Source organism: Humibacter sp., from assembly GCF_051954055.1.
GTDB lineage: Bacteria > Actinomycetota > Actinomycetes > Actinomycetales > Microbacteriaceae > Humibacter.
On sequence record NZ_JBQCIE010000019.1, the window covers coordinates 1 to 20120 of the forward strand.

21 protein-coding genes are annotated in these 20120 nt (G+C 68.5%); 13 read left to right on the top strand and 8 right to left on the bottom strand.

The window, feature by feature from the left end; all coding sequences use genetic code 11:
• Window positions 1–835 (top strand): DUF222 domain-containing protein (locus tag ACTHNC_RS02045; protein WP_440292927.1); only part of this gene is annotated, 835 nt, incomplete at its 5' end.
• Between the two features lie 58 nt (window positions 836–893).
• Here the strand turns inward: ACTHNC_RS02045 and ACTHNC_RS02050 are convergent.
• Complete coding sequence (locus ACTHNC_RS02050) at window positions 894–2114, bottom strand: ROK family protein (protein ID WP_440292928.1); 1221 nt, start codon at window positions 2112–2114, stop codon at window positions 894–896.
• 117 nt (window positions 2115–2231) lie between these two features.
• On the opposite strand from ACTHNC_RS02050, the gene ACTHNC_RS02055 reads away from it, so the two are divergent.
• The 5 genes from ACTHNC_RS02055 (at window position 2232) to ACTHNC_RS02075 (ending at window position 8486) form a co-directional block, all read left to right on the top strand.
• Window positions 2232–3572, top strand: a complete 1341-nt coding sequence (locus tag ACTHNC_RS02055; RefSeq protein ID WP_440292929.1) for an ABC transporter substrate-binding protein — start codon at window positions 2232–2234, stop codon at window positions 3570–3572.
• Between the two features lie 29 nt (window positions 3573–3601).
• Complete coding sequence (locus ACTHNC_RS02060) at window positions 3602–4504, top strand: carbohydrate ABC transporter permease (RefSeq protein ID WP_440292930.1); 903 nt, start codon at window positions 3602–3604, stop codon at window positions 4502–4504.
• Window positions 4504–5406, top strand: a complete 903-nt coding sequence (locus ACTHNC_RS02065) for a carbohydrate ABC transporter permease (protein WP_440292931.1) — start codon at window positions 4504–4506, stop codon at window positions 5404–5406. Before ACTHNC_RS02060 ends, ACTHNC_RS02065 begins: the two co-directional genes overlap by 1 nt.
• Window positions 5407–5444: 38 nt before the next feature.
• Window positions 5445–7127 (top strand): glycoside hydrolase family 13 protein, encoded by a 1683-nt coding sequence (locus tag ACTHNC_RS02070; RefSeq protein ID WP_440292932.1) that lies wholly within the window; start codon window positions 5445–5447, stop codon window positions 7125–7127.
• Window positions 7128–7208: 81 nt separating this feature from the next.
• Window positions 7209–8486: an aminotransferase class I/II-fold pyridoxal phosphate-dependent enzyme gene (locus ACTHNC_RS02075; RefSeq protein ID WP_440292933.1), complete on the top strand. Its 1278-nt coding sequence runs from the start codon at window positions 7209–7211 to the stop codon at window positions 8484–8486.
• Window positions 8487–8488: 2 nt separating this feature from the next.
• On the opposite strand, the gene ACTHNC_RS02080 is transcribed toward ACTHNC_RS02075, so the two are convergent.
• Window positions 8489–10012 (bottom strand): MDR family MFS transporter, encoded by a 1524-nt coding sequence (locus tag ACTHNC_RS02080; RefSeq protein WP_440292934.1) that lies wholly within the window; start codon window positions 10010–10012, stop codon window positions 8489–8491.
• A gap of 69 nt (window positions 10013–10081) precedes the next feature.
• Here ACTHNC_RS02080 and ACTHNC_RS02085 point away from each other — a divergent pair, with 69 nt between their 5' ends.
• From ACTHNC_RS02085 to ACTHNC_RS02095, 3 genes are read left to right on the top strand one after another with little or no spacing between them, the layout of a single operon-like run.
• Window positions 10082–10696, top strand: coding sequence for a TetR/AcrR family transcriptional regulator (locus ACTHNC_RS02085; protein ID WP_440292935.1), 615 nt, complete (start codon window positions 10082–10084; stop codon window positions 10694–10696).
• A 41-nt stretch (window positions 10697–10737) separates the two neighbouring features.
• Complete coding sequence (locus ACTHNC_RS02090) at window positions 10738–12135, top strand: MFS transporter (protein WP_440292936.1); 1398 nt, start codon at window positions 10738–10740, stop codon at window positions 12133–12135.
• A gap of 29 nt (window positions 12136–12164) precedes the next feature.
• Window positions 12165–12965: an ABC transporter ATP-binding protein gene (locus ACTHNC_RS02095; protein ID WP_440292937.1), complete on the top strand. Its 801-nt coding sequence runs from the start codon at window positions 12165–12167 to the stop codon at window positions 12963–12965.
• Window positions 12966–12968: 3 nt separating this feature from the next.
• On the opposite strand, the gene crcB is transcribed toward ACTHNC_RS02095, so the two are convergent.
• From crcB to ACTHNC_RS02115, 4 genes are read right to left on the bottom strand one after another with little or no spacing between them, the layout of a single operon-like run.
• Complete coding sequence (gene crcB / locus ACTHNC_RS02100) at window positions 12969–13364, bottom strand: fluoride efflux transporter CrcB (protein WP_440292938.1); 396 nt, start codon at window positions 13362–13364, stop codon at window positions 12969–12971.
• Window positions 13361–13873 carry a fluoride efflux transporter FluC gene (locus ACTHNC_RS02105; RefSeq protein WP_440292939.1) on the bottom strand — a complete coding sequence of 171 codons (513 nt, stop codon included), beginning with the start codon at window positions 13871–13873 and terminating at the stop codon, window positions 13361–13363. The genes crcB and ACTHNC_RS02105 overlap by 4 nt, the downstream gene beginning before the upstream one ends.
• Window positions 13870–14415, bottom strand: a complete 546-nt coding sequence (locus ACTHNC_RS02110; protein WP_440292940.1) for a universal stress protein — start codon at window positions 14413–14415, stop codon at window positions 13870–13872. Before ACTHNC_RS02110 ends, ACTHNC_RS02105 begins: the two co-directional genes overlap by 4 nt.
• Before the next feature lie 7 nt (window positions 14416–14422).
• The gene (locus ACTHNC_RS02115; protein WP_440292941.1) at window positions 14423–15409 is read right to left on the bottom strand and encodes a helix-turn-helix transcriptional regulator; all 987 of its coding nucleotides are present in this window, start codon (window positions 15407–15409) and stop codon (window positions 14423–14425) included.
• A 100-nt stretch (window positions 15410–15509) separates the two neighbouring features.
• Between ACTHNC_RS02115 and ACTHNC_RS02120 the strand changes: the two genes are divergently transcribed.
• Window positions 15510–15881 (top strand): VOC family protein, encoded by a 372-nt coding sequence (locus ACTHNC_RS02120; protein ID WP_440292942.1) that lies wholly within the window; start codon window positions 15510–15512, stop codon window positions 15879–15881.
• 18 nt (window positions 15882–15899) lie between these two features.
• Here ACTHNC_RS02120 and ACTHNC_RS02125 read toward each other — a convergent pair whose 3' ends face one another.
• Window positions 15900–16397 (bottom strand): hypothetical protein, encoded by a 498-nt coding sequence (locus ACTHNC_RS02125; protein ID WP_440292943.1) that lies wholly within the window; start codon window positions 16395–16397, stop codon window positions 15900–15902.
• Between the two features lie 98 nt (window positions 16398–16495).
• On the opposite strand from ACTHNC_RS02125, the gene ACTHNC_RS02130 reads away from it, so the two are divergent.
• The 3 genes from ACTHNC_RS02130 to ACTHNC_RS02140 are packed head-to-tail and all read left to right on the top strand — an operon-like array spanning window position 16496 to window position 19236.
• Window positions 16496–17599: a type III polyketide synthase gene (locus tag ACTHNC_RS02130; RefSeq protein ID WP_440292944.1), complete on the top strand. Its 1104-nt coding sequence runs from the start codon at window positions 16496–16498 to the stop codon at window positions 17597–17599.
• Window positions 17596–18129 carry an isoprenylcysteine carboxyl methyltransferase family protein gene (locus ACTHNC_RS02135; RefSeq protein WP_440292945.1) on the top strand — a complete coding sequence of 178 codons (534 nt, stop codon included), beginning with the start codon at window positions 17596–17598 and terminating at the stop codon, window positions 18127–18129. Before ACTHNC_RS02130 ends, ACTHNC_RS02135 begins: the two co-directional genes overlap by 4 nt.
• Window positions 18130–18171: 42 nt before the next feature.
• Window positions 18172–19236, top strand: coding sequence for an NAD(P)/FAD-dependent oxidoreductase (locus ACTHNC_RS02140; protein WP_440292946.1), 1065 nt, complete (start codon window positions 18172–18174; stop codon window positions 19234–19236).
• A 1-nt stretch (window position 19237) separates the two neighbouring features.
• Here ACTHNC_RS02140 and ACTHNC_RS02145 read toward each other — a convergent pair whose 3' ends face one another.
• On the bottom strand, window positions 19238–19933 hold the full coding sequence (locus tag ACTHNC_RS02145) for an HAD hydrolase-like protein (RefSeq protein WP_440292947.1): 696 nt from the start codon (window positions 19931–19933) through the stop codon (window positions 19238–19240).
• Window positions 19934–20120: the final 187 nt, after the last annotated feature.

Consider the following 20120-nt stretch of genomic DNA (forward strand, 5'->3'; position numbering starts at 1 on the left):
CGAAGCCCGGCTGGATCAGGACGGTGTCGCCCCTCGTGAGGAAGAGCTCCGCGCGGACCGGTCGTTGACCATCCGGCAGGACAGCACCGGCATGGTGCGGTTGACCGCGAGGTTGGATCCGGAGACCGCAGCCCCGGTGAAGGCCGCGATCGAAGCCATCGTGACGCACGGGATCCGCGCCGAACGACCGGGAGCCGCGCGTGAAGCCGGGGCCGACGGTTCAGCTCCCGATGGGCCAGTGATCGCGGATATGCGCAGCATCCCGCAGCGGCAGGCGGACGCGTTGGCGATGATCGCCCGGCACGTGATCGGCTGCCACCGGGTACCGGCGGCACCAGCCACCACGATGGTCGTGCGGGTCAACCTGGACACCCTCACCGACGGGCTCGGGCACGGCCGCATCGACGGTCTCGACCACCCGGTCTCGGCCGGCACGATCCGCCGGATGGCCGCCACCGCCGGGATCATCCCAGCCGTGCTCGGCACCGACAGTGTTCCGTTGGATCTGGGTCGCACCGCTCGCGGGTTCACGGCCGCGCAACGGATCGCACTCCACGAACGAGACGGCGGATGCGCCTGCTGCGGAATCGACGTCGGCTACACCGAAGCGCACCACATCCTGTGGTGGATGCGCGACACCGGACCCACGAACCTGAACAACGGGGTACTACTGTGCCCACCCTGCCACGCACGAATACACCAAGACGGGTGGCAGATCCACGTCAAGAACGGACACGTATGGTTCACCCCACCACCCCACATCGACCCCACCCGAACACCACGACTCGGCGGCCGAGCCAGATTCGAGTTGCCTGACGCACGACCCGCCGCATGACACCGTGTCCCCACACACCGTGGCACGCCACGGCACACGGGTTGCGCGTGTCGCCCGACTACAACGTCGCCGCTTCGTTCTGCGAACGACTCGCGAGGAACAGGTCGAGCGCGCGCTCCCTCGCCAGATCGACCGCGGCGTGCAGCGCACCCTCGACCACCACGTCGGCACCGAGTGAGGAGACCACCAGCTCGGGAACCGGCAGATCGAGATCGGTGGGAAGCGCATCGCGCGCCTTGTCGACCGCGACCGCGATGCCGTCGGCCACCGCTCCGGTCACGACGACACGCTGCGGATCGAACATGCTGCCCAGAACGCTCACGACCCGGGCGAGCATCTGACCCGCCCGGTCGGCGAGCTTGCGCGCATCCGTGTCACCTGCGGCGGCGAGTTCGAGCACGCGCCGGGCATCGAGCTCGTCCGCTGGTATCGAGCCGAGGGCGCTCGAAGGGGCGATGCTGCCGTCCTCCACCGCGGAACGAGCCCAGCCAGAGATCTGGTGGCCCAGTCCTTCCGCCGTCTCCACACCCATCACGTGGTCGAACGCGATCATCTCGCCGACGCCGCCGTGTCGCCCGCGCAGAAGACTGCCATCGACGACGACACCCGCGCCGAACCGCTGCCCGGCGAGCAGAGCGACGTAGTCCGAGCATCCGACAGCTGCACCGATCGAACCCTCTGCCACCGCAGCGAGCGACGCGTCGTTCTCGATGCGCACGAGCGGCGCCCACGGGCCGAACGCGTCGGCCAGGTCGGGATTCATGCGCGCCCAGAACCCATCGGGATGCTGCGGAGAGCGCCCGTGCTTGTCGACCGGGGCTGGAACACCCACGCAGATGGCGACGAGATCATCCCTGCCCCTGCCGGCACCCTGCAGCGCGGCGTCGACCGCATCGCCGATCTCAGTACGACGTTCCGTGGGGGAGTCGTTCTGCGGGTCGAGTTCGCGGCGCAACCTATGCATCACCTCGCCCGCGAGGTCGGCAACGGTGACGGCGAGATGCGTGTGGCCGGCGTCCACGCCGACGACGACGCCGGCGTCGGACTGGAAAGCGAACCGGCGAGCCGGACGGCCCATCCGGTACTGGCCCGCGTCGCGTGCGTTGGGCAGCTCGCGTAGCAGGCCCAGCTCGACGAGGGCATCCACGGCACTGATCGCCGTGGATCGTGTGACCTCGATGTTTTCGATCACATCGGTCGCGGTGAACTCGCGAGCACCCCAGGCGTAGTCGAGCACCGCGTCCATGCTGGCCGGGCGCGCGACGTTATCCGGCGTCATCGAGTTCACTTCCGTTGTTGACGTTTCTCGTCCCTCCATGTGAGTATGGCCCATCGGTACTTTCTAGTGTGGCTAAATCTAGTCGGTGCCGAATCTCGCTCGACAGGAAGGACAACGGTGTCTCCACATCGACAACCCCGCGGCCGGCTCTCGCCCCAGCAGCCCTCGCCAGCCCACTCATCGCCGGCTCGACCATCCGCAACGCTGACCCGTAGAGGGTTCCTCGCCGGAGTCAGCGCCCTCGGAGCCGGACTTGCGCTGACCGGCTGCACCGCGGCATCCGCAGCGCAGCCCACGACGATCTCCTTCTACCTCTCCAAGCCGGAGGTGATCCCGTACTTCCACAAGCTGATCGCGAAGTACAACGCGGAGCAGAGCAAGGTGCGAGTCGTGATGGACTCGTCGTCGAACGTTCCCGCGGACTTCGTACGCAATCAGCCGCCGGACCTCGGATGCTGGAACTACAACTTCTTGGTCGCCGAGTTCGTGAATCACGGAGCGCTGTCCGACCTCAGCGACACCCCGCAGGCGAAGTCCATCAACCCCGCGCTGTGGCCGCTGATGAAGCAGACCGCGGACTACCCGGGTCGAGTGAGCGCCATCCCGTACTCGGTGATGGCCGAGGGCGTCATCTACAACAAAGACCTGTTCGCTCAGCACGGCGTCGCTGTCCCGACCACCTGGTCGCAGCTCGTCGAGGTCTGCAAGAAACTCATGGCCGCAGGCGTCACCCCGTTCTTCAACACCTACCGCGACACCTGGACGATCGCGCAGGGCATGTTCGACTACACAATCGGCGGCATGGTCGACGTGCCGGCATTCTTCGGGGGTCTCAAGAAGGAAGGCACGAAGGTGGGGCCGGCCTCGTCGGTGTCGTTCTCGAAGGACCTCTCGGCGCCGATGGCCCGCATGATCGAGCTCACGAAGTACGGCAACAAGGATGCCGCGAGCCGCGGCTACGGAGACGGCAACACCGCTTTCGCCCAGGGCAAGGCGGCGATGTACCTCCAGGGTCCTTGGGCGCTCAGCCAGATCGCCCTGACGAACGCCAAGGCGAACCTCGGGATGTTCCCGCTTCCGGTCACCGAGAGTCCGGATGACCTCAAGGTGCGAGTCAATGTCGACCTCGCGCTTTGGATCCCCGAGGCATCCCCCAACAAGGCGGCGGCCCGCGACTTCATGGCCTGGCTCATGCAGCCGAGGATCAACGACACGTACAACGACGACAACGACGGATTCGGATCCCGCCTGAACGCGCCGGCGCCGTCGAACCCCGCACTGGCCGGACTGCGCAAGTACTACGCCGGCAACCGGTTCTACCTGGGCGCCTCGCAGTTGATCCCCGGCGCCATCCCGGTCGCCAACTACGCGCAGGCCATGGCTCTCGGTTCGAGCCCTGCCTCGCAGCTCTCCCTCCTCGACTCCGACTGGTCGCGCTACGCGATCCGGGTCGCCTGACCGTACTTCTCCAGCGAAACGAGCTCACCATGGCCATCGCAACACTCCCGCGCACGACGGGCAGGCGAACGAGCGCCCGCCGCATCGAGCCGATGTTCTACTTCCTCCTCGTCCCGACGCTGATCATCTTCACGCTTGCCATCACCGTTCCTGCGGTGATGGGCATCGTGCTCAGCTTCACCAACTCCGTCGGATTCGGCACCTTCAGGTTCGTCGGATTCACCAACTACATCGCCGCGTTCTCCGACCCGGCGATCCTGCAGGCATACGGGTTCACGTTCCTGTTCGCTGCGATCACGGTGATCGTCGTCAACGTGCTCGCGTTCCTGCTCGCGATTGCACTGACGGCGAAGATCCGCGCGCGGAGCGCGCTGCGCACCGCGTTCGTCGTGCCGATGGTCATCTCCGGCATCGTCATCGCCTACGTCTTCAGCTATCTGTTCGGAACGAGCCTTCCCGCACTCGCGACCTCCATCGGCTTCGCACCGCTCGAGCAGTCGATGCTGGCCGACCCCAACCTCGCGCTGGTGGCGCTCGTGATCGTCGCCGCCTGGCAGGCGATCCCCGGCGCACTCCTCATCTACATCGCCGGGCTGCTCTCGATTCCCAGCGAGGTGTACGAGGCGGCCTCGCTCGACGGCGCGACCGGATGGCGTCAGCTGCGCTCGATCACGGTGCCCCTCACAGCCGGATACATCGTGATCAACGTCATCCTCGGCTTCAAGGGCTTCCTGAACGTGTACGACATCATCGTCGGCCTCACGAACGGGGGACCGGGCACCGCGACCGTGAGCGTCGCGATGTCGATCTTCAACGGGTTCGGCAACGGTGACTACGCGTACCAGATGGCCAACGCCACCATCTTCTTCGTCATCGCCGTGATCATCGCGCTCCTGCAGCTGCGGTTCACGCGAGGAAAGGCGCAATTCTGATGAGCACCGCAACCATCCCCGAAACCGCGCTCGACACCCGCGCGATCACGACCGGAGGCGGACGACGTCGTCGCGCTCGGCACATCGGACCGGCGAACTGGCCGCTCACGATCATCCTGACGCTCTGCACGCTGACCGTGCTCGTGCCGCTCTACGTGACCGTGTCGATGGCCTTCAAGACCACGAAACAGGCGGTCAACGGCAACGCGTTCGAGTTGCCCGCACCGTTCAGCGTCTCCGGCTTCGTGCAGGCGTGGACGCTCACGGACTTTCCGCGCAGCTTCGCCATCTCGGTGTTCGTCGCCGGGGTCACGGTCGGCGGCACGATCATCCTGAGTGCCTGGGCCGCCTACGCGATCTCGCACAACTGGCAGCACCGGCTGTTCCGTTGGTCGTTCTTCTACCTGCTGGCGGCGATGTTCCTCCCGTTCCCGGTGGTCGCGCTGTCGCAGGTGAAGCTGACCGGCATGGTGCACCTCGACAACCCGATCGGCGTGGCCATTCTGCACGTCATGTTCCAGCTGTCGTTCAGCGTCATGCTCTTCACCGCGTTCCTGCGCTCGATCCCCTCCGAACTCGAGGAGAGCGCCCGGATGGACGGCGCGGGAACCTGGCAGGTGTTCTGGAAGCTGATCTTCCCGCTGCTGGCGCCGATGAGCGCGACGATCGGCATCTTCGCGTTCCTCGCATCGTGGAACGACTACATGATGCCCGCGCTGATCACCTCGAACCCGCAGCTGCAGACGCTCCCTGTGTTGCAGAACATCTTCCAGACGCAGTTCTCGAACAACTACAACGTGTCGTTCGCGTCGTATCTGATGGCGATGGCGCCGTCGATCATCGTCTACCTGTTCACGCAGCGCTGGGTGATGTCCGGCCTGACGCAGGGAGCCATCAAGTAGGGCATCCGCCACGCACAACAACGAAAGGAAACATCCTCTTGGCACAGCACCTCGCCGAACCGAACGCGACCACCATCCTCAGCGACGACGCCAGCTGGTGGCGTCAGGCCGTGGTCTACCAGATCTACCCGCGCAGCTTCGCCGACGGGAACGGCGACGGGATCGGTGACCTGAAGGGCATCCTCTCCCGTGTCGACTACCTGGCCGACCTCGGCGTCGACGCCGTATGGCTGAGCCCGTTCTACCCGTCGGCGCTCGCCGACGGCGGGTACGACGTCGCCGACTACCGCGACGTGGATCCCCGCATCGGCACGCTCGCGGAGTTCGACGAGCTGGTCGAGGCGTTGCACGCGCGAGGCATCCGCGTGATCGTCGACATCGTGCCGAACCACACGTCGAACCTGCACGAGTGGTTCCGTCGGGCCGTGGCCGCCGGACGCGGCTCGGCAGAGCGGGAGCGGTACATCTTCCGCGACGGAAGCGGTGCGAACGGCGAGTTGCCGCCCACCGACTGGCTGTCGGTGTTCGGCGGCTCGGCGTGGGAACGCGTGGACGACGGGCAGTGGTACCTGCACAACTTCGCCGTCGAACAGCCCGACCTGAACTGGTCGAATCCCGAAGTGCGGGCGGACTTCGTGAAGACGCTCCGATTCTGGGCCGATCGCGGCGTCGACGGGTTCCGTATCGACGTCGCCCACATGCTGACCAAGGACCTGACGGAGCCGCTGCCGTCGCGAGCCGAGCTGGAGTTGATCCCAAGGGATGGCAAGCATCCGCTCATCGACCGCGACGACGTGCATGAGGTGTACGCGGAGTGGCGGGCCGTGTTCAACTCGTACGATCCGCCGCGCACTGCCGTCGCCGAGGCGTGGGTGGACTCGGCGCGTGTTCCGCTTTACGCGCGCCCGGAGAGCCTCGGCCAGTCGTTCAACTTCGACCTGCTTCTTGCGGACTTCGACGCTGCCCAGTTCCGCGACATCGTCACCTCGAACCTGGACCTCGCCGCGCTGTCCGGTTCCTCGAGCACCTGGGTGCTCTCGAACCACGACGTAGTGCGCCACGCTACTCGCTACGGGCTGCCGAAGACTCGACGCGACGAGAGCGGCAAGACGTTGGAGAAGGCCGGAAACGACTGGCTGCTCGGCGGCGGAGCGGAGTCGCAGCTGGATCGGGAGCGGGGTGAGCGGCGGGCGAGCGCTGCCACGCTGTTCCTGCTCGGCCTTCCGGGATCCGCCTACCTCTACCAGGGTGAGGAGCTCGGGCTGCACGAGGTGGCCGACATCGCGGACGAACAGCGGCAGGACCCGACGTTCCTCCGCAGCGAGGGTTCCGAGATCGGCCGGGACGGATGCCGGGTGCCGCTGCCCTGGTCCGCGCATGGAGCATCCTTCGGATTCGGTGCGGACGGAGCACACCTGCCGCAGCCGGGCTGGTTCGCGGAGTACGCGGTAGAGCGCGAGGAGCTGGACCCTGCCTCGACGTTGTCGCTGTATCGCCGGGCGCTCGCGTTGCGGCACGCGTTGCAGGGCGGCGAGCAGTTGGGATGGATCGAAACCGGGCGTGATGACGTGTTGCGCTTCACCCGCCCCGGCGGCTGGCAGGTCGTCACGAACTTCGGTAGCGAGGACTACCCGATCGAGGACGGCGCGAACGTCGTTCTGAGTTCGAGCGGTGCAACGGATGTCGTGCGGGGCGAGTCGACCGTCTGGATCGCTCCCTGACCGCGCCACCGGTTGAGCTTCGCCCAAGCTCGACCGGTGGCAACCAGCAGGCGTGCATATGGCACTGGCTACGATTCAAGGGTGACCGCGCTCGCCGAACTGTCCTCCGCTGAACTGCGCGAACTGCACTCGCAGCTCGCCGCCGAGTACGACGCGCTCGTGAATCGTGGGCTCTCGCTCGACATCACGCGCGGCAAGCCATCGCCGGAGCAGCTGGACCTCTCCAATGAGCTGCTCTCGCTGCCTGGCGACGACGATTTCCGCGACGAGTCCGGCGCCGACCTGCGCAACTATGCCAATCCCAAGGGGCTGCCGGAGCTGCGGTCGATCTTCTCCGAGGTGCTCAAGGTGCCCGTCCCGCAGCTTCTGGCGCTCGGCAACTCCAGCCTGACCGTGATGCACGACGTCGTCGTGCACGCCCTGCTGCACGGACTGCCGGAGAGTGAGCGGCCGTGGTCGCGCGAAGACACCATCAGCTTCCTGTGCCCGGTGCCCGGATACGACCGCCACTTCACGATCACCGAGCATCTGGGCATCCGGATGATCCCGGTCGCGATGACGGATGAAGGACCCGACATCGCGGAGGTCGAGCGGCTGCTCGCGGAGGACCCGACCATCCGCGGCATGTGGTGCGTGCCCGTGCACTCGAACCCGTCTGGCGCGATCTACAGCGAAGCGGTCGCGCGCGCACTCGTGTCGCTGCCGGCGGCGCCGGACTTCCGCATCTTCTGGGACAACGCGTACGCCGTGCACCACCTCACCGACGACGTGCCGGAGCCCATCGACATCCTGTCGCTTGCCGCGGAGGCCGGGAATCCGGACCGGGTGTTCGTGTTCGCCTCGACGTCGAAGGTCACGTTCGCGGGCGCGGGCGTCGCGTTCTTCGGCTCATCGCCCGAGAACGTGTCGTGGTACCTGAGCCACGCGGCGGCCCAATCGATCGGACCGGACAAGATCAACCAGCTGCGCCACGTGCGCTTCCTGAAGGATGCTGCCGGTCTGGAAGAGCACATGCGTCGGCACCGCGAGCTGGTCGCCCCGAAGTTCGAGGCGGTCTCCGAGGTGTTCGAGCGGCGACTGAAGCCGTACGACGCCGGTACCTGGACGACGCCGAGCGGCGGCTATTTCGTGAGCCTCGATGTGCACGGTGGATGCGCCGAGCGAGCGATCGCGCTCGCCGCGCAGGCGGGCATCGCGGTTACGCCGGCCGGATCGACGTATCCGTATAAGAAGGACCCGCGGGATGCGAACATCCGCATCGCCCCCACGATGCCGCCGCTGTCGGAGCTCGTCGAAGCGCTCGAGGGGCTGTGCACCGCGATCCTGCTCGCCGAGACGGAGCGCCTGCTCGCGGCCTGAGACTACTCGCCGGTGGTGTCACCCACTTCGTCCAGTTCAGGTCGCAGTTTTGGTCGGTCGGCATCGGTCTTCGCGACAGAAACTGCGACCTGAACCGAAGCGTCCTGAACGGCGGGGGAGGGCGCCTGGCGCCCGGGCAGGGCGAGTGCGAGCACCACGGCGAGGGCCGTGAAGCCTATAGACCACCAGAACGCCTGGTCGTACGCGGTCGCGATGCCGGATGTGCCCTGCGCAGCGTGGGCGGTGAGCCCCGACTGCAGGATCACGGCGAGCACCGCGGTCCCGAAGGAGCCGCCGAGCTGCTGCGCGGTGCGAGTGATGATGCTCGAGTGCGGGATGTCAGCAGACTCGAGACCCTGGAACGACGCCACCATGAGCGGCATCACGATGGCGCCGAGCCCGAATCCGCGCACGAACAGCACGGCCATCAGCAGCCACTCGTTCGTGGTCGCGGTGCTGAACGCGAACGGCACGGTAGCAGCGCCGACGATCGCGAAGCCCACGACCGCGACCCAGCGGGCGCCGAGCCGGTCGGTGAGGCGACCGGCCAGGGAACGGCTGGCGAGCGTCCCGAGACCCTGCGGCACGAGGAAGAGTCCGGCGGCGAGCACGTCGTATCCGCGCAGCTGCTGCAGATAAAGAGGTAGCAGCAGCATGATCCCGTACGCCGCGAGCCCGGAGAGGAACAGCAGGGCCGAGCCCGACCAGACGGAGCGGTGACGTAGCAAGCGGATGTCTACCAGCGCACCGTCGCCACGCTTCACCGCGTACACCACGAACGCGGCCAGCAGCACCGTCCCGAGTGCGAGCGGCAGCCAGGCATCCGCCGCTCCGAATCCGTCGCTACCCGCCGAGTTGGAGAGGCCGAGCAGCAGCGCCACCAGGGCGGGGAGCAGCAGCACCATGCCGATGACGTCGAGCTTCTGGCGCGACGCGGCGCGCTCGTCGCGTGGCAGCATTCGCCAGGCGAGGAACAGGCCGACGGCGCAGAACGGCACGTTGACCCAGAAGATCCAGCGCCAGTCGAGCCAGTTCAGGATGATGCCGCCAACGGCCGGCCCCAGGATGGGCCCGAGCATGGCGGGGAGCCCGACCGCCGCGGCGACGCGTCCCAGATTCCTGCCGGCCGCCGCCTGCATCACGATCGTCTGCAGCAGCGGGAGCATGAGGCCGCCGCCGATGCCCTGTACGACCCGGAACGCGATGAGACTCTCCGCGTTCCACGACGCACTGCAGAGCACGGAGCCGAGCAGAAAGAGGGTGAGTGCGAACATCCAGGCCCGCTTGCCTCCGAACAGCCTCTGCACCCAGGCGCTCAGCGGAACCGTGGCGGCGAGGGCGAGCACGTAACCGGTAGTGACCCACTGGATGGTCCCGACGGGAACGTGCAGGTCTTTCGAGAGCGAGTGCAGCGCAACGCTCATGATCGTCGTATCGAAGACGACGGCCAGGACGCCGACGACCAGCGCGGTCGTCGTGCGCTTGACGGATGCATCCACCGCCGGCGAGGTACGGGTCTTTCTCACGATCACTCCTCATTTAGATACATGTTTGTATCTAATACGCGAGGTACGCGTTCGCGATAAGATACACAAGTGGATCTTGAGGCAGATGTCCCCAGCACGCGTCGCCGCGGCGCCGAGCTGGAGGACGCGTTGCTCGACGCCGCATGGGACGAGCTGACCGAGAAGGGTTACAACGGGCTGACATTCGACGCCGTCGCCGAGCGTGCGCACACCAGTCGTCCGGTGATCTACCGGAGGTGGCCGGACCGGGAATCGCTCGTACTCGCGGCCATCCGGCACCACTACGATGCGGAACCGATCGATGTCCCGGACACCGGGACGCTGGCAGGCGACCTGCGTGAGCTGCTGCGCATCGCGAGCGAGCGTCGGGTGGAGATGGCGGTCATGCTGAGCGCACAGCTCGCCGGTCTCTTCAGCGAGTCGGGGATGTCGCTCTCGGAGGTGCGAGAGAGGCTGATCGGACAGCGGACCGTGTGGAACAGCGTGATCCTCGCTCGGGCTCAGGAGCGGGGCGAGATCGATCTGGATGTCGTTCCCGAGCGGGTGCAGAGCCTCCCGTTCGACCTCATGCGACACGAACTGCTCATGACGCACACACCTGTGACCGACGAGTTCATCGACAACACCGTCGACGGGATGTTCGTCCCGCTGGTCGAGCACTACATGCGCACACGGAAGAGGTAGCGCCGGCCACGCGCCGTGCACGGTTGCGGCAGACTTGCACGGTGCCCCGATCAGCGACCTTGAATCGGCCGCTGGCGTTGCTCGCCGCGGTCGGACTCTCGATGGAGAACCTCGACGGCACGATCATCCAGACGGCCGCCCCGGCCATGGCGCACGACTTCGGTGTGCGCGCGGTCGACCTCAATATCGCGATGACGGCGTATCTGCTCACGGTCGCCGTGTGCGTTCCGATGAGTGGATGGCTCGCCGACCGGTTCGGGGAGCGCAAGATCTTCACGACCGCGCTCGCGATCTTCACGGTGGCCTCCGCGCTCTGCGCGTTCTCCGGAAACCTTCCAGAACTCACCGCGGGCCGGGTGTTGCAGGGCGTCGGCGGCGCGATGATGGTGCCGGTCGGAAGGCTCGCGGTGCTGCGCGGACTGGACCGCCGCGACCTGCTGGATGCCATGGCCTACCTCACCTGGCCGGGGCTCGTCGCGCCCGTGGTCGCGCCGGCGTTGGGCGGCGTGCTGACCGACACGGTCGGATGGCCGTGGATCTTCCTCATCAACCTCCCGTTCGGGGTCGCCGCGTTCGTCGTCGCGCTGAAGATCGTGCCGAACGCGCCGGCACCCGAGGCGCGTCGGCTGGACTGGGCCGGGTTCGGGTTCGCGGGAGTCGCGCTGGCGGCGCTCGTGCTCGGCATGGAGGAGGTCGGCTCGAGCTCGACGGACTGGGCGTGGGCGGCGGCCTACCTGGTGATCGCCGCCGGGGCGGGCATTGCCGGAGTGACGTGGATGCGTCGTGGCAGGCATCCGCTTCTCGACTTCTCTGCGCTGCGCATCGGTACATTCCGAGTGGGGAATGTAGGCGGCGGCGTGTACCGGCTGATCATCAGCGCTGCGCCGTTCCTGTTCACCCTGTTGTTCCAGGTGGGCTTCGGCTGGAGCGCCGCACAGGCCGGGCTGCTGGTCGGTGCCGTCTTCGTGGGGAACATCGCGATCAAGCCGGCGACGACACCGCTCATCCGTCGGTTCGGGTTCAAGCGGGTCATCGTCGGCAGCAATCTGCTCGGCGCCATCGTGTACGTCGCGTGCGTGTTCATCGATCCGACGACGCCGTTGTGGGGGATCGCGTTCCTGCTGTTCCTGAGCGGTGTGTTCCGCTCGATCGGATTCAGCGGCTACAACTCGCTGCAGTTCGCCGACGTGCCCAGCGACCAGATGAGCTCGGCGAACACCCTGGCCTCGACCATGCAGCAGGTAGCGGTCGGCATCGGCATCGCGGTGGCCGCCCTCATCGTGCGGCTCACGACCGCCGCCGCCTCGGCGCTCGGACCCGCGGATGCCTGGCTCGGCTACCGCTGGGCGCTCGCCGTCGTCGCGCTGCTGCTGGTCTTCCCGATGGTGGAAGCGGCGCTGCTTCCTCGTCGCGCGGGCGAGCACGCCGCTCGTCGCTGACGCGGCTGAGGAGGCGCCAGAATAGTCGGGTGCCCGAACGTATCCTCACGGTGTCCGACGTCGCGTTCGTGCGGCAGGGGCGCGACATCCTCTCCGGGATCTCGCTCGAGGTCGACCGGGGACAGCACTGGGCGTTGATCGGCGCGAACGGCGCGGGCAAGTCGACGCTGCTCAGCCTGCTGGGCGCAGTGCAGCATCCGACGTCGGGAAGCGTCGACGTGCTGGGCCGCCGCCTCGGCCGTGTCGACCTGCGCGAGCTGCGGTCGCTCATCGGGCACGTCAATCCGCGGCACGAGGTGCGCTCGCCGCTGACCGTGCGCGAGGTCGTCGCCACCGGCGCGACCGGCACCCAGGAGCTCATGATGCGGTGGCAGCCGACGGCCGCCGAGCGCATCCGCATCGACCAGCTCATCGAGCTGATGGGCATGACGGCGAGGCGGGATGCCCGCTGGCCCAACCTGTCCCAGGGCGAACGCGGACGCACGCTGATCGCCCGCGCGTTGATGCCCGACCCGCATCTGCTGCTGCTCGACGAGCCGACGACCGGGCTCGACATCGCAGCACGCGAGCACCTGCTCGACCGCGTGGACGAGCTGCGGGCCAGGCATCCGGACCTCGCGAGCGTGCTCGTCACCCACCACCTCGAGGAGCTGCCGGCGTCGACCACGCACGCGATGCTGCTGCGCGATGGGCACGTTCTCGCGCAGGGCGAGGCGGATGCCGTGCTCACCGGATCGCTCGTGAGCGAGGCGCTCGACTACCCGCTCACGATCACGCGCGTCGAGGGGCGCTGGAGTGTGCGCACCGACAAGACGAAGCCTGCCGCATAACCCCTACAGCGACGCGAGCGCGAGCCCGGCCGCTGCCGCGAGCACGGTGAGCACGAGCATCCCGAGGCTGTTGACGACGGATGCCACGCCCTTGCGCTCGATGAGCAGGCGTGCGGTCTCGAAGCTTGCAGTGGAGAACGTGGTGTAGCCGCCGAGGAACCCGGTGCCCAGCACGAGGCGCCAGTAGTCCGGTGTCGCGTGGAAGGCGGCGAGCCCGGTGATGAGCCCGAGCAGCAGCGATCCGCTCACGTTGATGATCAGCGTGCCGGCCGGAACGACCCAGCGCAGCCGAGTGCGCAGCACGCCGTCGAGTACGAAGCGGGCGACGGCGCCCACACCTCCGCTCACCGCGAGGAGCGCGGCCAGTTCCGGTGAATGCACGAGCCACGACGGAGTCACGAGGCGTCCCGCTTGGCGTCGGAGGAGCCGGATGCCCGTGGTCGGCTCGTGTACGTTCCGAGCGCGATCCCGGCGAGCGAAGCGGCCAGCCCGACCACGAGCGTCACGAGCGAGTAGGCGACGGAGAACCACGGGTTCGCCGCGCTCCCGAGCCCGACCGCCTCGACGGCGAGCGAGCTGTAGGTCGTGAAACCGCCCATGAACCCGGTGCCGATGAGGAGCCGCAGCATGCGCCCGCGCCGCGACTCGGCTCCGCGGCGGGCGAGACCGCTGAGCAGCAGGCCGAGCAGGAACGCACCGACCACGTTCACCAGCAGGGTCGAGAGCGGGATCCCGCCGTAGAGCAGCCCGCGGAGGCCGGGAACGGGGATGGCCTGAATCACCAGCGAGAGAAGGTACCGGCTGAGGGTGCCAAGCCCGCCGCCGACGAAGACGACGAGCATCGCCAGCGGATTCAGGTGCAGCGGCCGGGGCTTCCGCGCGTTCGTACCCTCCGGCCCAGTGGTCACGAAGCGTCGGACGACGGAGCGCGTCGAGCCGGGTCGTGGCCCTCGACGGTGTGCGCGACGGGGATGACGATCACCGGCCTTGCCTGGTTGTGGGCGAGGCTGACGGCGATCGATCCGGCGAGGAACTCCTCGAGGCTCGCCCGGAATCCGGGCTTGCGGGTGCCGACCGCGATCGCGCGCGCGTCCCGCTCCTCGGCCAGCCTGGCGAGTTCGATCGCCGGATCGCCCGCGCGGGCGACGAACTCGGGGCTGGCATCCGGAACGAGGGACCGGATGCGGGCGACGAGATCGGGATCGAACGTCTCCTCCTGCGTGTCGGCCACGTCGGGATCCAGTGGCATCGACAGCACGGAGCCGTCCGGCAGCGTGCTGATCGAGTAGCGCAGCGGCTCCACCGTGGCGAACACGATCGTGCTGCCGAGCTGAGCGGCCAGTGCCGCCGCCTCGGTGATGACGACGTCGGGCACATCGGCCACGACGCCGGCGACCAGCGGACGGGAGGATGCCGCGCCGGCGGCCTGCGAACCTGCTGCGTCGGTCATGTTGGCACTATACCGATGGCCTGACCCCGCCCTGAGCGCGCGCCGCCGATGCCGGCCGCTTCGCCGCCTTCGCCACGCGGGCCAGCAGGGCGCGATCGCCGCGCAGTTCGAACCCGAGGTCGGCCGGCACCCAGGCCAGCGCGGAGACCAGGTGAGCGACGGACTCGCCCGACAGCGGCCACACGCAACGGTCCGCGCCCTCGTCGACGAGACCGGCACCCCACCCGCCGAGCCGGGCGCGGACATCCTCGATTCCGGCGTGCAGCACGACGTCGAGGTGCAGCGGAGCGAGTGCAATACGGATGCCTGTGCGCACGTACCCGGCGGCATCCCCACCAGGGATCGGACGCGGTTCGAACCGCACCCGAGTGCTGAAGACGTTCTCGATACGGTCGAGGCGGAACGTGCGCCAGTCGTCGCGGTCGCGGTCCCATGCGAGCAGGAACCAGCTGCGGCCGTGCGAGACGACGGCGTGCGGCTCGACGCTGCGGTTGGACTCAGAGCCGTCGCCCGCACGGTAGGCGAATCGGATGCGCTCGGTGTCGCGGCAGGCCAGCGCGAGAGTGCCGATCAGGTCGGCGGAGACAGGAACGCCTCCCGACGGCGACGTGCGCAGGGCAGCGGCGAGGGCATCCGTTCTGGTGCGCAGAGCGGGCGGCAGCAGCTGCTCGAACTTGGCCAGCGCACTCAGCGTGGTGTGCTCGCCGTCCACCAGTCCCTGCGCCACGGCCGAGCGCAGGCCGACCGCGATGGTCACCGCCTCGTCCTCGGTGAGCAGCAGCGGCGGGAGGTGCGAGCCCGCCTCCAGGCGGTATCCGCCGGCCGCTCCGCGCACCGCGTCGACGCGATAGCCCAGGTCGCGCAGTCGCTCGACGTCGCGGCGCAGCGTTCGCTCGGTCACACCGAGCCGGTCTGCGAGCTCGGGCCCCGGCCACTGCCGGTGGGTCTGGAGCAGGGAGAGCAGTTCGAGCACCCGGGATGCGGTGGCGGCCATGCCCTCATTCTTCTCGCATTCAGGACAGGAACTGACCGGATTGGTGGATAGTGTTGCAGCCATCCAAAGGTTGCAGTCATCCAAAAGAAGGGAACCGACCATGGACTGGAAGATCGAGCTCGTCTTCGTGCCCGTCTCCGACGTCGACCGCGCCAAGCACTTCTACGGCGACCAGCTCGGCTGGAACGTCGACTACGACCACACGGTCAGCGACGAGATCCGCTTCGTGCAGATCACGCCGCAGGGCTCGGCGTGCTCCATCGCGTTCGGCAAGGGGCTCATCGACATGCCGGTGGGCAGCCAGCGCAGCGTGCAGATCGTGATCGCGGATGCGGATGCCGCACGCGAGCACCTGGTGAAGAACGGTGTCGACGCGAGCGAGGTCGACGAGCAGGCCTGGGGCCGCTTCGTCACATTCAGCGACCCGGATGGCAACCGCTGGACGCTGCAGCAGCTGCCGAAGCGCGACTGATCAGCCGACGGGTGCTGCTCAGCGACGCACCTCGATGAGCAGCACCCAGGCATCCACGAGCGATGCCACGACGACCATCACGACGCCGGCGACCAACCACCACAGTCCGGCATCGACGCCGACGAGCAGCAGGATGCCTCCGACGAGGAAGGGCAGGTGCTGCCCGGCAGCGAGCGCGAGGATCGCGATGCGCGGCCCGGCCGTCAGTCCCGCCTCCCCCGCCACCCACTGCGCCCGGATCGCGGAGATCTGGATCGCCGAGGCGATCAGACCGAGCACGATGGTCGCGATGCCCAGCCCGAGCAGCGTCTGGGGCGCGGGGAGCATGAGGAGCGAGACGGCGATCGCGAGCACCAGCGAGGCGATCGTCGCCCGCGCTCCGTGCACGGCCGACTTCGACGCGATGATCTCGGAAACGTTGACCGAGATGGCCACGATGAGCAGGCCGGCCAGGGCGGCGGTGGCCCCCGCGGCGGCGACGCCGAAGTCGGTCCATCCTTCAGGCAGCGCAGTCATCCGAACAGGGTATCGGCGGGCGGATGCTCCGGCGCAGGTCTCTGGGGGTCTGCCGCAAGCCCCTGACCGGCGGGGAGCCCGGTGGTAGCTTGCCCTACGTGTCCCGTATCGTGGCGGCAGCGCCTGCCGCTCCCGCCCACCGCTACTCTCAGGCGGAGATCACACGGGCGCTCGAGCCTCTCCTGACGCACGATCCGCTGCGCGCAGCTCTGCTCCGTCGCATCCACGCCTCCGCGGGAGTGCAGACGCGCAACCTCGTCATGGAGCTGGACCGATACGCGACCCTCGACTCGTTCCACGAGGCGAACGACCTCTTCATCGCGGCGGGCACAGACCTGGCGGAGCGGGCGACGACGGATGCGCTCGCCGCAGCGGGCATCCGCGCGGACGAGGTCGACTTCGTGTTGTTCACGTCGGTGACGGGAGTCGCGGCGCCGTCCATCGACGCGCAGCTCGCCGTCCGGGTGGGCATGCGCCCCGACGTGAAGCGGCTGCCCTCGTTCGGGCTCGGCTGCGTCGCCGGTGCCGCTGGACTCGCGCGAGTGCACGACTACCTGGTGGGGCATCCGCACGACGTCGCCGTGCTCGTCTCGGTCGAGCTGTGCTCGCTCACAGTGCAACGCGGTGACGACTCGATGGCGAACATCGTGGCCAGCGGACTGTTCGGCGACGGGGCCGCGGCCGTGGTCGTGGTGGGGGATGCGTTGGCGCGCGACCGCGGGCTCAACGGTCCCGACGTGGTCGGCACGCGCAGCAGCCTGTATCCGCAGACCGAAGACGTGATCGGGTGGGACATCGGAGGCACGGGCTTCCGCATCGTGCTCAGCGCCGGCGTGCCCGAGGTGATCGGCCGGCACTTCGCGGGTGACGTGCACGCGCTGCTCGGCGAGCACGGACTGACGGTGGCGGACGTGACGACGTGGCTCGCGCATCCGGGCGGCCCCAAGGTGCTCGAGGCGTTCGCGCAGGCGCTCGGGCTCACGGATGCCGCGCTCGAGCCGAGCTGGCGTGCGCTCGCCGCCGCGGGCAACCAGTCGTCCGCCGCCGTGCTGGGCATCCTCGCCGAATCGCTGCGGAGCCCCGTTCCGGATGAGACCGGGTTGTTGTTCGCGCTCGGTCCAGGCGTGACGGCGGAGCTCGTACTGCTGCACTGGGCGGCCGACGGCGCCCCTGAGGCCGCATCCACCGGGATCGCCGCGTGACCTGGTATGCAGCGCTCGTGCTCCTGGTGGGATTGGAGCGGCTCGCTGAGCTCGTGGTGTCCGCCGGCAACGCGCGCTGGTCGCTCGCGCATGGCGGGCGCGAGTACGCACGCGGGCAGCTGCCGCCGATGATCGCCCTGCATGTCGCGCTGCTGATCGGATGCCTGCTCGAGGCGTGGCTAGCCGGTGCGTTCCTGCCCTGGCTGGGCTACCCGATGCTGGCGTTGCTCATCGTCGCGAACGCGCTGCGCTGGTGGTGCATCGGCACGCTCGGTCGGCAGTGGAGCGTGCGCGTCATCGTGATCCCGGGCGCCGGAGCCGTTCGAGGCGGTCCCTATCGGTGGCTGCGGCATCCGAACTATTTGGCCGTCGCGCTCGACGGCATCGCGCTGCCGCTCGTCTACGCCGGCTGGATCACCGCGGTCGCGTTCACGATCCTCAACGCGGTGCTGCTCTGGGGCTTTCGCATTCCGGCCGAGGAGCGCGCGCTCGCGCAGCTGCACGCGCACGCCGTGCCGGACGGCGCCTGACGTGCGTCACGACGCGTCGTTCGCGCGCAGGAGTGCGCTCCGATGACGCCCGAGGTGCAGATCGCGATCGTCGGCGGTGGCCCGGTTGGGCTCGTCGCCACTCTGTTCGCCGCCGATGCTGGGCTCGAGCCGGTCGTGATCGAGCCGCGTGAGACGCCGATCGACAAGGCGTGCGGTGAGGGGCTGATGCCGGGCGCGTGGCGCCTGCTTCGTGACCTCGAGCTGGAACCGCCTGGCGCGGAGTTGCGCGGCGTCGCGTACCTCCAGGGGAGCGCTCGCGCTGAACATCGCTTCCGGAACGGGACCGGCCGGGGCGTCGCACGCCCCACGCTGCACGCGGCCATCGCTGCGCGCGCCGCCGAGCGGGGCATCCGGGTGATCCGGGCACGAGTGGATGCCGTCACCCCGCACGACACGCACGTCACCATCTCCGGCCCCGACGTCGGCCCCCTCACGGCCGGTCACGTGATCGCTGCGGACGGGCTGCACTCCCGCGTGCGCGAACTGGTCGGGTTGGGGGCGCGGCCGCAGCGGTCATCCGCTCGACGATTCGGGCTGCGCAGGCACTACGCGATCGCGCCGTGGAGTGACCTCATCGAGGTGCGCTGGACACCGCACGGCGAGTTCTACGTGACACCGCTCGGTCCTGAGCTGGTCGGCGTCGCGCTCCTCGGACGGCGTGGCGCCGACTTCGGTGCGGCGCTCGCCGACGAGCCGGAACTCGCGGCGCGACTGCAGGCGGATGCCCGCGGTGAGTCGCCCGCCCAGCTCGGCCAGGTGCGCGGCGCGGGGCCGCTGCTGCAGCGCACGCGTGCTCGCACGGCGGGCCGCGTCCTGCTGGTCGGGGATGCCTCCGGCTACGTCGATGCGCTCACCGGAGAGGGTTTGCGTCTCGGCATGGCCGAGGCGAAGGCGGCGGTGGCGGCGATCGCCGCGGACGATCCGGCGCGTTACGAGCGGGACTGGCGCGCGATCACCAGAGACTTCCGGGTGCTCACCAGCGGCCTGGTCGTCGCGGCACGGTCACCGCTGCGGCCCGCCATCGTGCCGGCGGCCGTGCACCTGCCGCGCCTGTACGGCGGCATCGTCGAGCGCTTGGCGCGCTGAGCTATCGAAGCAGCAGCTCGCGCAGCTGATCGGCGGAGTGCACGACGGCCATCGCCCCGATGGCCTCGACCGGGGAGCCGTAGCCCCACTCGACGATGACCGAGGGGATGTCGTTGGCCTCCGCCCCGAGCACGTCGTGCCCGCGGTCGCCTACCATCACGAGGTTGCTCGTGTCGTGGCCATGGGCCTCGAGCTGCTCGCGGACCCAGCGGATGACATCCGCCTTCGTGCTGTTATGCGAGGTATCGGGGGAGCCGCCCACCACGTCGAAGTACTCCAGCAGTCCGAAGTGCTCGAGGATGCGCGTGGCGCGGCCGACCGGCTTGCTCGTCGCGAGGGCGATCGGGATGCCGGCGTCACGGAGCCCTCGTAGCAGACCGAGCATGCCGGGGAAGACGGCGTTGCCGTGCAGGTCGGTGAAGTCGGCGCGGGCGCGATAGGCGGCGGTGGCGGCGACGGCCTCGCTCTCGTCGAGACCGAGGGCGCGCATCGTCTCGTGCAGCGGCGGACCGACGTGCACGGTGAGGGAGTCGGGGTCGGCGACCGGATGGCCGATCTCCTCGAGGGCGCCAGCTAGGGACTGGGTGATGCCGGGGGCGGAGTCGGTCAGGGTGCCGTCGAGGTCGAACAGCACGGCAGACCACGTTCTCGTGATCTCGGGGGTGTGTTCGCTCATGATCGAAGTCGGGGTACTCATGGCCCGGCCATGCTACGACCTTTTGTCGAGTGCTGCTTGTACACCCCGGGCGCCTGCCTCGGTCCGTCGACAGGACACCCGCCCGAAAACAGGCCAAATAGTCATGTACTCGGCGTGAGAGCGCGATCTGTCATGTCGACGGCCGTGACAGCAGGTGAATCACGTGACCGGATTAATAGATCACGGT